The sequence below is a fragment of the Arcticibacterium sp. genome, assembly GCF_055134445.1.
Genome location: NZ_JBSRVI010000035.1, coordinates 206,710 through 220,586 on the forward strand (window position 1 = coordinate 206,710; position 13,877 = coordinate 220,586).

Sequence of the window (13,877 nt, forward strand, 5' to 3'; positions counted from 1 at the left end):
TAATATGAATATGAAAAGGATTGTTTTCGCGTTTTGTTTTTTTGCCGCTTCTCTTGGAAGCTGGGCTCAGACAGATGTTTTACCAGCTGAAGTGTCAGATGTAAAAATGACACCAATTTTCCATGCTTCTGTGGTTTTGGAATGGAATGGTAAGACTATATATGTTGACCCTTATAATGGAGCGGAAGGGTTTAAGGGTTTTGCAAATGCTGATGTTATTGTTATTACACATGCTCATGGAGATCATATGAGTTTGGAAACGCTCGGTGGTTTTAATCTGGCGAATACAATCGTTTTGGCTCCTGAATCTGTGGCGTCTAAACTTGGGGGATTACCTTTTAAAGAAATAATTTCCATTAAAAATGGCCAAATAGATGCTAGAAATGGAATAGGGGTTGAGGCTGTCCCAATGTACAATTTACCGGATGATGAATCTTCCAGACATAAAAAAGGATGGGGGAATGGCTATATCATAACGCTTGGCGGTCAGCGATTCTATTTTTCTGGAGATACCGAGGACATTGCAGAGATGAGAAACCTTCAAAACATTGACTATGCATTTGTTTGCATGAACTTACCCTATACCATGACGGTTGAGGCTGCGGCTTCAGCAGTTCTTGATTTTAAACCTAAGCATGTTTACCCATTTCACTATCGCGGTGGTGACGGTGAGTTTTCTGATATCGAGAAATTTAGGGATATCGTGAATAAGACAAACCCAAATATTGACGTAAGGCTCAGAGAGTGGTATAATTAAAAACTTCCCTTTTTCTTTCTCCCAACGGTCATAAATACAATGCCCACCAGAATAATCAAACTGGCGATAATAGAATTATTACTCAGGGTTTCATTGGCTATATAATATCCAAGAATCATAGCTACTACAGGGTTAACAAACGCGTAGGATGATGTTAAAATAGGCGGGGCATTATTAATGAGCCAAACATAAGCGGTATAGCCAATATAAGAACCAATAAATATTAGGTATGCTAAAGCACTAAAGCTTTCGAGCGATATGTTTGCAATAGAGCTTACTTGATTTTTTTCCAGAATAAATGAGGCCAATAAAGCGATTAGACCCCCAGAGAGCATTTGGATACTCACACCTTGTGAACCCTTTGATTGCTTGGTTTTCAAGCTTATTAAAGAACCATATGCCCAAGCTATTGAACCAAGAAAAACTATTGAAATGGGAAATATCTGAGCAATGCCTATTTCTCCTTTTAGGCTAAAGGGGTTAAAGATGAAAAGTACCCCAATAACGCCGAGAATCATTCCAATGCCCGAAATCTTAGAAGGACTGGTTTTACTAATGAAGAAATAATCTAAGGCGAAAACCCAAATGGGTAGTAAGGCTACCAAAAGAGCTACCAAACCAGAAGGTATATGCAGGATGCCAAAGGAAACGGAACTGGTGCCTATTCCAGTCAAAAGAATACCAATAGTAGCACTTCCCTTCACTTCTTTTTTGGATTTTGGAAGTCCGTGCCTTATTACTGAAAATATAAAAAGTAAAAATCCGCCAAGGGTAAACCTGATTCCCGTTAGTAATAAAGGAGGTAAATCTCTTATCCCAATTTTGACACCCAAGTAAGTGCTTCCCCAGATAATGTATACCAGTAAAAGGTTGAGGAATAATTTGCTTTTGTAACTTTCTAAAAAGAGCATTTAACCATGTTTAATATGGCATATAACCTTTGCAAATGTAGTCTGAATATTAATATTTCATGTTTTGTAATAATGAATTATTTCTTAAGTGCGGTTGATTTGCCATACTAATTTTAGAAAATAGGATGATTCCGTCTTAAATTGCTAAACTTCAAAGAACAAACTAAATCTAGTCCTATGAAAAATCACGAGGTAAAAGTATACCCCTCAAAATATAACCTTAGAAAAGAAGACCAGTTAGCTTGGAAGCTAGCGGCCATGGTGACAGATAATGTAACTATCTCTAAAGAGGTAGAAGACATGGTAATCAATAGAATTATTGATAACGCCTCGGTGGCGGTAGCCTCATTAAACAGAGAACCCATTATAAATGCCAGAGCTCAGGCATTAGCTCATGTTAGATTAGAAAACGGTGCTTCCGTATTTGGTTTGCCTAACAATATTAAAGTACATGCCGAGTGGGCTGCATGGGCAAACTGCGTGGCGGTAAGAGAGCTAGATTATCATGATACTTTTCTTGCCGCAGATTATTCGCACCCTGGTGATAGTATTCCGGCAGTTTTGGCGGTAGCACAGCAGCTTGGATTAGGCGGGGAAGCTTTATTGAGGGGGATAGTGGCGTCTTATGAAGTTCACGTAAACCTTGTAAAGGGAATCTGTTTGCATGAGCATAAAATTGACCACGTAGCTCATCTTTGTCCTGCTCAGGCAGCAGGTGTTTGTGCCCTTCTAGGTTTAGATACCGAAACCACTTATCAGGCTATTCAGCAAGCATTACATGTGAGTATTAGCACGCGTCAGTCTCGTAAAGGAGAAATCTCTAGTTGGAAAGCCTATGTACCTGCCCATGGAGCAAAACTGGCGATAGAAGCGGTGGATAGAGCTATGAGAGGGGAAGGAAGCCCTTCGCCGATTTATGAGGGAGAAGATTCTGTTATCGCTTGGATTTTAGATGGTCCAGACGCTAATTATACCGTTCCCTTGCCTGAAAAAGGGGAAGAGAAAAGGGCAATATTAGAAACATATACCAAAGAGCATTCTGCCGAGTATCAATCGCAGGCTTTGATAGATTTGGCTTTTAAGATGCGAAAAAGCATCAAAGACTTCTCTGAAATAAAGAGTATCTTGATAGAAACATCGCATCATACACATTATGTGATAGGAACAGGGGCAAACGACCCTCAGAAAATGGATCCTAATAGTTCTAGAGAAACATTAGACCACAGTATTATGTACATTTTTACGGTAGCTCTAGAAGATGGTTTTTGGCATCATGAAAAATCATATAACAAAGAAAGAGCTAACAAGCCAGAAACGGTTAAACTTTGGCATAAGGTAGAAACCTTTGAAAAGGAAAGATGGACAAAACTTTACCACCATAAAGACCCAGACAAAAAGGCTTTTGGCGGTAGTGTAATTATCACGATGAATAATGGCGAAGTCATTTCGGATGAGCTGGAAAGAGCGAATGCTCACCCTGCAGGTGCCATTCCTTTTGTGAGAGAAAATTATATCAAGAAATTTGATATGCTAACGGAAAACATCATTACCAAAGAAGAGCGTGATAGGTTTATTGGTTTAGCCGAAGATCTGTCCAAACTGACTTCAGAAGAGGTTATGCAATTGAATGTCCTAGCTCCTGAAGGCTATGTAGTTGAATCAAAAATTAAAGGAATTTTCGGATGATAACGAATCAATTAAGTCCTTATACCAAAAGAGAGAATTTTGTTGCCGCTCTTAAATCGGGCAAATTATTACGTTTCCCAGGGGCTTATAATCCCATGGTGGGCATGCTGATTGAGCAAAAGGGTTTTGAAGGGGTTTATGTTTCCGGTGCGGTCATGGCAAATTCCATGGGTTTGCCAGATATTGGCTTTACTACAATGACAGAAGTGTGTCTTTTTGCTTCGCAAATTGCCAGAATTACGGCTTTGCCTACCTTGATGGACATTGACACGGGATTTGGTGAGAGCATGAACGTGGCACGCTGTATTCAGGAAATTGAACATGCCGGACTGAGTGCTTGCCATATGGAAGATCAGGTGAACCCTAAAAGGTGTGGTCATTTAGATAATAAGATTATAGTTCCTGTCAATGAAATGGTGCAGAAGATTCAAACGGCAGTTAGAGCCAAGTCAGACCCTAATTTTATGGTTATGGCAAGGACAGACGCCAGAGCTTCGGAAGGTTTGGAAAAAACAATAGAGAGAATTAAAGCCTACGTAGATGCTGGTGCAGATATGATTTTTCCTGAAGCGATGTATTCTGAGGCAGATTTTGAAGCAGTCAGAAAAGCCGTTTCAGTACCTATATTGGCCAATATGACGGAATTTGGTAAGTCAAAACTTCTGAATACGACACAACTTAGCAATTTGGGCGTCAATGTAGTCATTTACCCTGTTACCATGCAAAGACTAGCTATGAAGGCTGTGGAAGATGGTTTAGATATCATAAAAGAGCAGGGCACTCAAGAACCGATTTTAGATAAAATGCAGACGAGGAAAAGGCTGTACGAGGTATTGAAGTATGAAGATTATAATGCCTTTGACAGTGATATTTATAATTTTAAACTGGACTGATTGATGCTACCATTTTTATGGCATCAATTCGTTTTAACATCAATAAACCCTAGAATAATGAACGAAGAACCTATAATTTATAAAGGTTTAGCCGGCGTAACTGTGGATTATACAAGTATTTCCAAAGTCATGCCTGAGACCAATTCTTTGACCTACCGGGGTTATGCGGTGGAAGAGCTTTGCGAGAAAAAGAGTTTTGAAAATGTAGCTTATTTGTTGGTAAATAATGATTTACCCAATTCCGAGGAAAGAGCAGTCTTCACTGACAAAGAAAAATGTCAAAGAACGCTGTCAAAAGAGCTCTTGAATATTCTTGAGAATTTACCAAAAACATCACATCCAATGGATAGCTTACGAACAGGTGTAAGTGTTTTAGGCTGTGAAGATACCCGAATTTGGGATAGTTCTAGAGAAACCAATATGGATAAATACATTTCTCTATTGGCTAAGATTCCAGCAATAATTGCTGCGTCTTATAGGCACAAAATCGGTCAGGATTTTATTCCTGCTGATAATAAGCTAAGCTTTTCGGAAAACTTCTTTTATATGTGTTTTGGTAAAGTACCAGCACCAGAGGTTATCAAAGCTTTTGATGTTTCTTTGATTTTGTATGCAGAACATAGTTTTAATGCTTCCACATTTACAGCCAGAGTCATTACAAGTACTACTTCCGATATTTATTCGGCGGTTACGGGTGCCATTGGAGCATTAAAAGGACCATTACACGGAGGTGCCAATGAACAAGTTATGCACATGCTAAAGGAAGTCGGAACTAAAGAAAATGCGGAGGCTTGGATGCTGGACGCCTTGTTGAACAAAAAGAAAATCATGGGTTTTGGGCACCGAGTTTACCGGAATGGAGACAGCCGTGTACCGACCATGAAAAAATATGCGTTAAAAACAGCAGAATTCACAAATAATATAGCTTTGATGGAAACATCCGAGAAGCTTGAAGAAGTCATGGTGAGCAAAAAGGGGATTTACCCAAATCTTGACTTTCCTGCAGGGCCGGCTTATTATATGATGGGTTTTGAAATAGAAATGTTTACGCCAATATTCGTTATGAGTCGTATAGCAGGTTGGTCGGCTCACATCATGGAGCAAAACGCCAGCAATAAATTAATAAGACCATTAAGTGCTTATGATGGCGTGCCTCAGAGGACTGTTAAGTGAAGGAAATTTAATTTCCTGAATTTTTTTAGACAGAAAATTAACAAATCTCCTGCTTTTTTATCTCCTGTTTATTAATTATTAATAAAGCATTAACTCTATACGTTGATATTTGCGAGCGAAATTTATCGTAGTTAATTTTTGTCAGGGAGTGTTTATATAAGGTGATTTTGATGTCTGTACTGTTTTAGTACAGGCTCAAAATTCCGTTTATCTCATTACTTAAGAATATCGCTGTCCCACCTATGAATTATCTTCTAAAATTTGGCTGGATTAAAAGATAGGTATGCTTTTTCATTGGCGTTCAAATTTAAGTTTTAGTCCTGCTAGGTTTATTCCATAGTCTTAAACAAAAGTTGATACGGAGATTGGGGTGAATATATGGTTTGACCATAAAGCATAATGACCACTTCAAGAGATGATGCATTTTTTATTTTCAGGCTAACTAAAGCATGAGGTAAAGTCAATTGAATAGGAGATGGAAGTGTAATGAACGCTGATGTGTCAATTGTTGTCTTCTTGCTCTATATTTCGACATGCAAGCTGATATTCCAGAAATTGCGAAATCGATGTGGGCGTTCTTGTACAACAAGGCATTGAAACATTTACTTTGTTTTGTAATCAATTTCAATAGGAAGTGTGTCCTGAACAAATCTGACTGAATGAAAGAAATAAGGGAAAACTTGTGTTGCTATTTAAGGGCTAAAATTTCATTATAAAATCTGTAAGGTTATCATCTCTTTCTAAGCCTAGTTTTCTTCTAAGCCGGTATCTCGAGGTATGTACACTCTCAATAGAGATTCCTAGTAATTTCGACATGTCTTTGCTATTGAAATTAAGTTTTATCAAGGCACATAGTTTGTCGTCTCCAGCGGTAAGTTCTGGGAATTGAGTATGAAGGTTGTCGTAAAACTGACTGTTAATAGCTACGAAACGAGTTTCAAACTCTTCCCAGTTTTGGTTATGATTTACTTCTAATGATTTTACGGCTCTTTTAAGTTTATTGGGTTCTATCTGCCAGTCCATTTTCTCTAGACTGGATTTGAACTCATCAATAATTTCCTCCTTTTCTATAAGTTTCAAAGCCGAAACTGCCATTTCACGATTTTTTAATTCTAGTAGTTCCTTCGTTTTCTGAGCTTCCAACTCCTGATTTTTCTTTGCAATTCTTTTTTCAGCTTCGTATTTGTTTCTGAGATATTTAAAGGATAAAAGAGCTAGTGCAATAAGTGAAACTAAGGCAATTATAAGAATGGTTCTTTGTAGGAAAAGTATCTCTTCTGCCGATTCAAGTTCGTTTAATTTTTGTTTTTGAATAAGGGCATCGGCTTTTTCTTGTTCTACTCTAAATTGGTCTTGAATCTCTAATAGCCCTCTGTTGTTTTCGCTTCGGCTATCAAAAAAAAGCATATCCAATTCTTTAACCTTTTTGAGTTCTTCATAAGCTAAAGGTAAATTTCCTTTCATAAAGTATACCTTAGAAAGGTATTCATGAATAAGGTTCGCGAAATCTCTGTGGCTGTCGTAGGTCTCTGAAAGCTCCAATGCTTTTCTATAATTTTTTTCTGCTTCGTCTAATTGACCATTGGATTGGTAAGCTAAACCCTGATGTGTTAGGACCAAGACATTATAAGAGCGATTATGTATTCTAAACCATTCTCTTACTTCTTCAAATAGTTTTATGGCTTGATTAACTTTATTAGTATTCGCTAGAATTACGGCTTCTTCAAATTGAAGTTCGGCTAAAGGAATAGCCGAGGTTTCGTCGAAGTAAAGAAAACAGCTGTCTAAATATATTTTGGCTTTATCGAAATCTTGAAACTCTCTGTTTAAAGCACACATGGCGGAGTAGCTTTCGACAAGAATTACGGGTGACGCTTTTTCTTTGCTTATTAGCCCCTTTTTTATTTCAATAGATTTATTGACAAAATTGAACGCCTCTTTTTCTCTTTTGTAGAATCCATAATAACGGCCGATGTCCACATATAAGGAGCCAATTAGTTTTTCATTTTTAGATGCTGATGCTAAAGAAAGAGCTTTCCATAAGTAGTCGTAAGAAATTTTATATTTCGCGTGATGCCCATTTATGAAAGCTATTCGTCTAAGAACTTTGATCGCATTTACTGTATCATTTGAGGACATGTAATCTTTGTAGCTTTCGTCCAGAATTTTTAAACTGCTTTTATAATCCGTAAATCTCAATTCATTTGCCTCCTTAAATTTTTTATCTGCTATAGGAGTGTTTTGAGCATGAGTTTGTACTGAACAGAAAACGAATGCTGTCATTACCAAAAAGAAAGGTAGCTGTCTATTGAAATTCATATATCTTGGATCAAAACAATGATTTAAGTCTATCAATTTAGCCAGAATTTCGTGCTTTGGCCTCTAATTATCTAGAGAAATGAGTATTTGTTCAGTTTTGGTCTAGTTTTCTTCGCATTTTACTAAACGGACTTTTACCACTATGATGAGTTAACATTTTTTGTAAAAAGGAGTTTCAAGTTCTGCTAATAACTTGATTTTAGCTTTAGAAAATGTACCTCTTAAAGCATTTTATGACGCTTTTTGATGAATTTACTTTTTCAATGAATAAGTATTATTAAAGGAGTGTGAGAAAGAATAAGTTAAGATACCCCATTGCTTTTTTGAGTAGGTAAAAATGACTGGAACTTCAATTTCAGTCTTTTTAGATATTGGAATCTGGTCAACTAATTTTCGTTTGTTCAGTTTTTGAATAGTTCGTTTCTATGGCGTATAGTTAATTATGTATTTGTTTTGGTAATGTGATAATCAAAACAATAATTAGCACTTTATCTTGAGTGCGTTTTGGGTTTCACAAGTTTTATTTCATCCCAATACATTAGTTTAATCAAAAAATGAACTACTCAACCCAGCATTTAGTAAAAAGAGCCACAAACCCTTTTTTTACACTCCTGCTTTTCTTTTTAGTCTCATGTAAAGACACCAAGCCTGCTATTTCTCAGGCCCAAATTGATAAGCTAGGTATTACAGACGTCTCTCATATAAGTGCGGCGTCAAAAAGAGCACTTGACTGGCCTGCAGACCTAGGGAACGAATGGTTTTTGGAATTTGGAGGTCTAGAACCACTTAAAGGCGATTTGGGCTATGAGGAAGGTGTTGTTCGAAGAGACCCAAGTGCCGTTCTGAAAATTGAAGATACTTATTATGTTTGGTATACTAGAAGCACTGGGCCCACGCAAGGTTTTGCGGGAGATATAGAAAATGAAAAAGTTTTCCCGTGGGATAGAAGTGAGATTTGGTATGCAACGTCTAAGGATGGTTGGAAATGGAAAGAAGAAGGTATTGCAATAGCTAGAGGAGAAAAAGGTAGTTACGATGACCGCTCAGTTTTTACATCGGAAATTATGGTTTACGACGGCAAATATTATTTATGTTATCAAACCGTAAAATCTCCTTATGTGGTTAGGGTAATTGAAGAAGTAGGAATAGCTTGGGCTGATTCTCCAAACGGACCTTGGCATAAAAGTTCTGGACCAATAGTGAGCCCATCTACTAATGGTGTTTGGAAAGGAACGGAAGATAATCGTTTTGCAGTAGAGAAAAAAGGTGATTTTGATAGCCACAAAACACATGACCCTTGCATTCTTCCTTATAAAGGAAAGTTTTACCTGTATTATAAAGGGGAGCAAATGGGCGAAGAGATTACTTGGGGAGGAAGACAAATTCGTCATGGGGTCGCCATTGCCGATAATCCATTGGGGCCCTACGTAAAATCACCTTACAATCCAATTAGTAACAGTGGCCATGAAATCTGTGTGTGGCCATATAAAGATGGAATTGCATCATTAATAACTACAGATGGTCCAGAGAAAAACACAATTCAATGGGCTCCAGATGGCGTTAACTTTAGTATCATGGCTTCCATTAAAGGGGCTCCTCATGCTATCGGATTAAATAGAGAATTGACTTCTGATGAAGACCCTGTTCAAATTATGGGTTGGGGTTTATCTCATATATATAATTCAGGAAATTATCAAAGCATCATGCGTTTTGAGTCTCGCAAAGTAAGAGAACATAAAGCGGTAGGAGAAAAAGGAAATTTGAAATAGTTTAACAATAGCATTATTATGATTGTAACAAAATACGAAGGAAATAAAACCTTCACGGTTTCTGAAGAATTAACTACACCCCCTCAGGCTGGAGAGGTACAGATTAAAGTGGCATACTGCGGAATTTGTGGAACAGATGTTCATATTTATCATGGCATGATGGATAAGAGAGTGGCGATGCCTCAAACCATCGGCCACGAAATGTCAGGAGAAATTTCTGCTTTAGGAGAAGGGGTTGTCGGTTTTGAAATTGGAGATAAGGTGGTTGTAAGACCGCTAGATAACAGAGCAGAGAAACCTTCAGATAAAGGTATAAGTCATATTTGTAGAGACCTGAAATTCATTGGTATTGATAGCCCTGGAGCGATGCAGCAATACTGGAATATTTTCGATTTTACAGTCCATAAGCTGAAAGCAGATACAGATTTGAAACTGGCTGCCCTTATTGAACCATTGGCCGTGGCTTGTCATGACGTACGCCTTTCTGGTCTTAAAGAAGGAGAAACAGCCGTAGTTTTAGGAGGAGGTCCAATTGGAATGTTGGTCGCTTTTGTGGCCAAAAGCCAAGGTGCCCAGGTTATCATTTCTGAGGTTAATCCAGTAAGAATAGCCATGGCGAAAAGTTGGGGTTTTGATGTCGTTAGTCCTCGAGAAACCGACCTGAAAGCTTACGTAGAAAGTAAAACTGAAAATAGATTAGCGGATGTCGTATTTGAAGTAGCTGGTGTTCAGCCCGCTCTTGATATTATGACGGAAATCGCTGGATTAAGAGGAAGAATTGTAATGGTGGCTATCCATGGCCAGCCTAAAAATGTCAACCTGTTTAACTTTTTCTGGAAAGAACTAAAGCTAATAGGAGCGAGAGTTTATGAACCTGAAGATTACGAAAAAGCCATTGAGTTGGTGACCATTAATGAACTGCCGTTCGAGGAGTTAATAACAGATGTGCAGCCTTTGAGCAACATTCAAAAAGCATTCGAACAAAACGATTTGAATCCTAATGGTATGAAAGTCCTATTGGATTGTCAAGCATAATCAAAAACGAGATATGAGTATTTTAGATAAATTCAGATTAGACGGAAAAGTAGCCTTAGTTACAGGTTGTAAAAGAGGAATAGGTAAAGCCATGGCGGTCGCTCTTGCAGAAGCAGGTGCAGATATTATTGGTGTAAGTGCTTCATTAGAAAAAAATGGTAGTGCGGTTCAGAAAGCAGTGGAGGCCACAGGCAGATCTTTTAAAGCATACACGTGTGACTTTTCAGATAGAAGTTTATTGTACGCATTTATCAAGGAAGTTAAAGCAGATAATCCTGTCATAGATATTTTGATTAACAATGCAGGAACTATTCTAAGAACACCTGCAGCAGAACATCCTGATGAAATGTGGGATAAAGTGATAGAAGTAAACCAAAATGCTCAATTTATTCTAACCAGAGAAATCGGTAAAGAAATGGTTAGTCGTGGTTCTGGAAAGATCGTTTTTACGGCTTCTCTATTGACTTTTCAAGGAGGAATTACAGTGCCAGGTTATGCGGCATCTAAAGGAGCAATTGGTCAACTAACGATGGCCTTTGCTAACGAGTGGGCATCAAAAGGTGTCAATGTAAATGCAATAGCCCCCGGTTATATCAGTACGGATAATACGGAAGCTCTACGTAAAGATGCCGACCGTTCTACGTCTATTTTAAGTAGAATTCCAGCAGGTAGATGGGGACAACCAGAAGACTTTGCGGGGCCAACAGTATTTCTTTGCTCAGAGGCAGCCTCATATATGAGCGGTTCCATTATGCTAGTCGACGGAGGTTGGATGGGCAGGTAATTAAAATAACTAAATATGAGAGTCCTAAAATTAGTCTTCTTAGTCATTTTCTTTAATTCCACTGTTTTTGCTCAGCCAGGATTAGAGAAGTCTTTGGAAAACAATAGTCAACACACGAGGGACTTGGGTGGCTATAAATGGAAAATGAAAATGATGCTGCCAGGAGAAGGTATGAAAGCAGGCTTGCATCAGCTTCCTCCTACAGATTTGGAAACCAATTTTTGGAATGCTGCCAAGGTACCTGGTGATGTCTATACGGATTTATGGAAAGTTGGAGTCCTAGAAGATCCATATTTTGGAAGAAACAGTGTAAAAGCACAGTGGGTGCAGCAGTATGAGTGGTGGTATGCCTATCAATTTAATATGACGGATGCGATAGAAAATAGGATGGTTCGTCTTGATTTTGAGGGCGTAGATTTTGCTTGTGATGTTTGGCTAAATGGTACTTTTTTAGGACATCACGAAGGAGCATTTTCCCCTTTCTCTTTTGATATTAATGAGGCCGTTAGAGTAGCGAAAGATAGGTTGGGTAGTTCCAATTTATTAATGATACGCCTCGCTCCACCGCCAGCAGTCAATTCTTTGGTGGCCGGCAGGAAGACCCCTTGGTTTGGAGATTATTGGCGTGATTTGACACCTTTCGGAATTACAGGAAATGTTAGTTTGGTCTATACAGGTAAAAGTAGATTGAAAGATGTCTACTTAAGACCTCTTGTGAAAAATGAGAATAAAGCTTCTGTTTCTCTAGAAATTGAGATAGAGAATATAAGTAATATAGATAAAAACATCTCGATTAGTTCTATTATTGAAGGCAAGAATTTTAAAAGTGAGCCTGTTCAGAATACTTTCGACGTTATATTAAAACCTGGCATAAATAAGATTATAAGAGAAATTCCTATTCCCAATCCGCAGCTGTGGTGGACTTGGGATATGGGTAAACCAAACCTATATTTGTCGAAGGTAAGCCTTAAAGAAGGAGAGAAAACGCTAGATATTAAGGAAACTGTGTTTGGCTTAAGGAAGATAGAAATGGAATGGAATCCAGGGTTTACCAAAGATGAAGTAAGTTTTCCAAGAACGACGGTTTTAAATGGTAAGCCTATTTTTATTAGATCTGCCTGTTGGGGTGGACCTCCAGATATCTTTGTTGGTCGCACTACTGACGAAAAGTATAGAAAGCTAATAGCTTTGGCGAAGGAAGCTAATATGAATAATATTAGGATATTTGGTTGGCATCCGCCTGAAATACCACTTTTTTATGAGTTATGTAATGAGGCAGGCATTTCTGTTTGGCAGGATATCGTTCCCTTGGGAACAGGTAACTTTCCGCAAGAAGATGCTTTTGTAGATAGAATCATTAATGAAGCAGTGGATGTTATTAAAGTAAGAAGGAACAATCCATCGCTTATAATGATGGAAGGTGGTGAAGAGATGATGTTGAGAGCAACAGACCCAAAGTCAACAAGAATAATGCTTGAAAAGTTGGGTGCCAAACTTCAAGAGCATGTAGACCTACCGTTTGTTCCAGATTCTCCATTGACAGATGAGCCTTCACTAGAGGCTGGTTTCAAACCAAAAGAAGCTGTTCATGCTTTGGCTTATTTCTATGGCATGGGAAGATGGCTTATGGAGGATTGGATAAAGTCTATGGACTATCCCATTGTACCTGAATTGGCGGTTACTTCTGTGCCAAATGTAGAGAGTTTGAAAAAGTTTATTCCAGAAAATGAAATGTGGCCACCGGGATTGAGTTGGGGACATCACTGGGCAGATCTTGATCACCTTAGAATGCAGAACTTCGACACATTTGGCGATGAGCGAACGGGTTCTTTACAAGAATTTGTGGATGCTACGCAAGACGCTCAGGGAACTGTATTTCAATTAACCATTGAGCACTTCAGGAGAAATAAGCCGAAAACTAGTGGGATAGCCATTTGCCATTTTATGACGTATTGGCCCGATATGAAATGGGGGATTATAGACAATTATCAAACACCCAAAAGGTCTTTCAGTTTTGTAAAGACCGCTTATCAACCCGTTCTGATTAATCTAAATTTTGAGAAAAGAAGATGGACCAACACAGAGCCCTTTAAGGCCAGTGTTTGGGTGGTGAATGACTATTATAAGGACTTTGAAAATTTGAAAGCTTCTTATGAGATTTTAAATGAAAAAGGAGACCTTTTGATTAGTAAAACTGTAAAAATTGATAAAGTTATGCCCAATAGTTCTAATATGTTTTTTGAGATAAGTCAGGATGTTTTGAGCCAAGTGAAGAACTCTTTTGACGTTAAGCTTCAACTATCAGATCTTAGCGGAAATGAAATTTCAGCGAATAAGTATCATTTCTTAATTGGAGACCAATCCTTAGCGTCTTTAAAAATGAAGGAAATGGGCGAAGAACGCATAAAGAGAAATGATCAATATACCTATGGAAATTACTTTATGTTTTTTCCAGAATATAATGGAGAGGGTAAACAAATAGAAAGCAAGACAGATAACATTTCAACGGTTGGTTTTCCAAAGAAATAGATAATACATAAATATTTGAAA

General features: G+C 38.0%; 10 protein-coding genes. 8 read left to right on the top strand and 2 right to left on the bottom strand.

What is annotated here, in order from left to right; translation table 11 throughout:
• The first annotated feature begins 10 nt into the window (after nt 1-10).
• On the top strand, nt 11-757 hold the full coding sequence (locus tag ACTBZY_RS05275; RefSeq protein ID WP_463045294.1) for an MBL fold metallo-hydrolase: 747 nt from the start codon (nt 11-13) through the stop codon (nt 755-757).
• On the opposite strand, the gene ACTBZY_RS05280 is transcribed toward ACTBZY_RS05275, so the two are convergent.
• The gene (locus ACTBZY_RS05280; RefSeq protein ID WP_463045295.1) at nt 754-1,668 is read right to left on the bottom strand and encodes an EamA family transporter; all 915 of its coding nucleotides are present in this window, start codon (nt 1,666-1,668) and stop codon (nt 754-756) included. The two genes, ACTBZY_RS05275 and ACTBZY_RS05280, sit on opposite strands and share 4 nt — an antisense overlap.
• Before the next feature lie 177 nt (nt 1,669-1,845).
• Between ACTBZY_RS05280 and ACTBZY_RS05285 the strand changes: the two genes are divergently transcribed.
• The 3 genes from ACTBZY_RS05285 to ACTBZY_RS05295 are packed head-to-tail and all read left to right on the top strand — an operon-like array spanning nt 1,846 to nt 5,420.
• The gene (locus ACTBZY_RS05285; RefSeq protein ID WP_463045296.1) at nt 1,846-3,354 is read left to right on the top strand and encodes an MmgE/PrpD family protein; all 1,509 of its coding nucleotides are present in this window, start codon (nt 1,846-1,848) and stop codon (nt 3,352-3,354) included.
• A complete protein-coding gene (prpB, locus tag ACTBZY_RS05290) occupies nt 3,351-4,247 on the top strand; it encodes a methylisocitrate lyase (RefSeq protein WP_463045297.1) in 897 nt (298 codons plus the stop codon). Before ACTBZY_RS05285 ends, prpB begins: the two co-directional genes overlap by 4 nt.
• A 57-nt stretch (nt 4,248-4,304) precedes the next feature.
• Nucleotides 4,305-5,420, top strand: coding sequence for a bifunctional 2-methylcitrate synthase/citrate synthase (locus ACTBZY_RS05295; protein ID WP_463045298.1), 1,116 nt, complete (start codon nt 4,305-4,307; stop codon nt 5,418-5,420).
• Nucleotides 5,421-6,119: 699 nt separating this feature from the next.
• Here ACTBZY_RS05295 and ACTBZY_RS05300 read toward each other — a convergent pair.
• Nucleotides 6,120-7,739, bottom strand: a complete 1,620-nt coding sequence (locus ACTBZY_RS05300) for a tetratricopeptide repeat protein (protein WP_463045299.1) — start codon at nt 7,737-7,739, stop codon at nt 6,120-6,122.
• Between the two features lie 554 nt (nt 7,740-8,293).
• Between ACTBZY_RS05300 and ACTBZY_RS05305 the strand changes: the two genes are divergently transcribed.
• From ACTBZY_RS05305 to ACTBZY_RS05320, 4 genes are read left to right on the top strand one after another with little or no spacing between them, the layout of a single operon-like run.
• A complete protein-coding gene (locus ACTBZY_RS05305; protein WP_463045300.1) occupies nt 8,294-9,508 on the top strand; it encodes a glycoside hydrolase family 117 protein in 1,215 nt (404 codons plus the stop codon).
• Between the two features lie 18 nt (nt 9,509-9,526).
• Complete coding sequence (locus ACTBZY_RS05310) at nt 9,527-10,543, top strand: zinc-dependent alcohol dehydrogenase (protein ID WP_463045301.1); 1,017 nt, start codon at nt 9,527-9,529, stop codon at nt 10,541-10,543.
• Nucleotides 10,544-10,562: 19 nt separating this feature from the next.
• Nucleotides 10,563-11,327: an SDR family NAD(P)-dependent oxidoreductase gene (locus ACTBZY_RS05315; RefSeq protein WP_463045350.1), complete on the top strand. Its 765-nt coding sequence runs from the start codon at nt 10,563-10,565 to the stop codon at nt 11,325-11,327.
• 15 nt (nt 11,328-11,342) lie between these two features.
• Nucleotides 11,343-13,856, top strand: coding sequence for a glycoside hydrolase family 2 protein (locus ACTBZY_RS05320; protein ID WP_463045302.1), 2,514 nt, complete (start codon nt 11,343-11,345; stop codon nt 13,854-13,856).
• Nucleotides 13,857-13,877 lie beyond the last annotated feature (21 nt).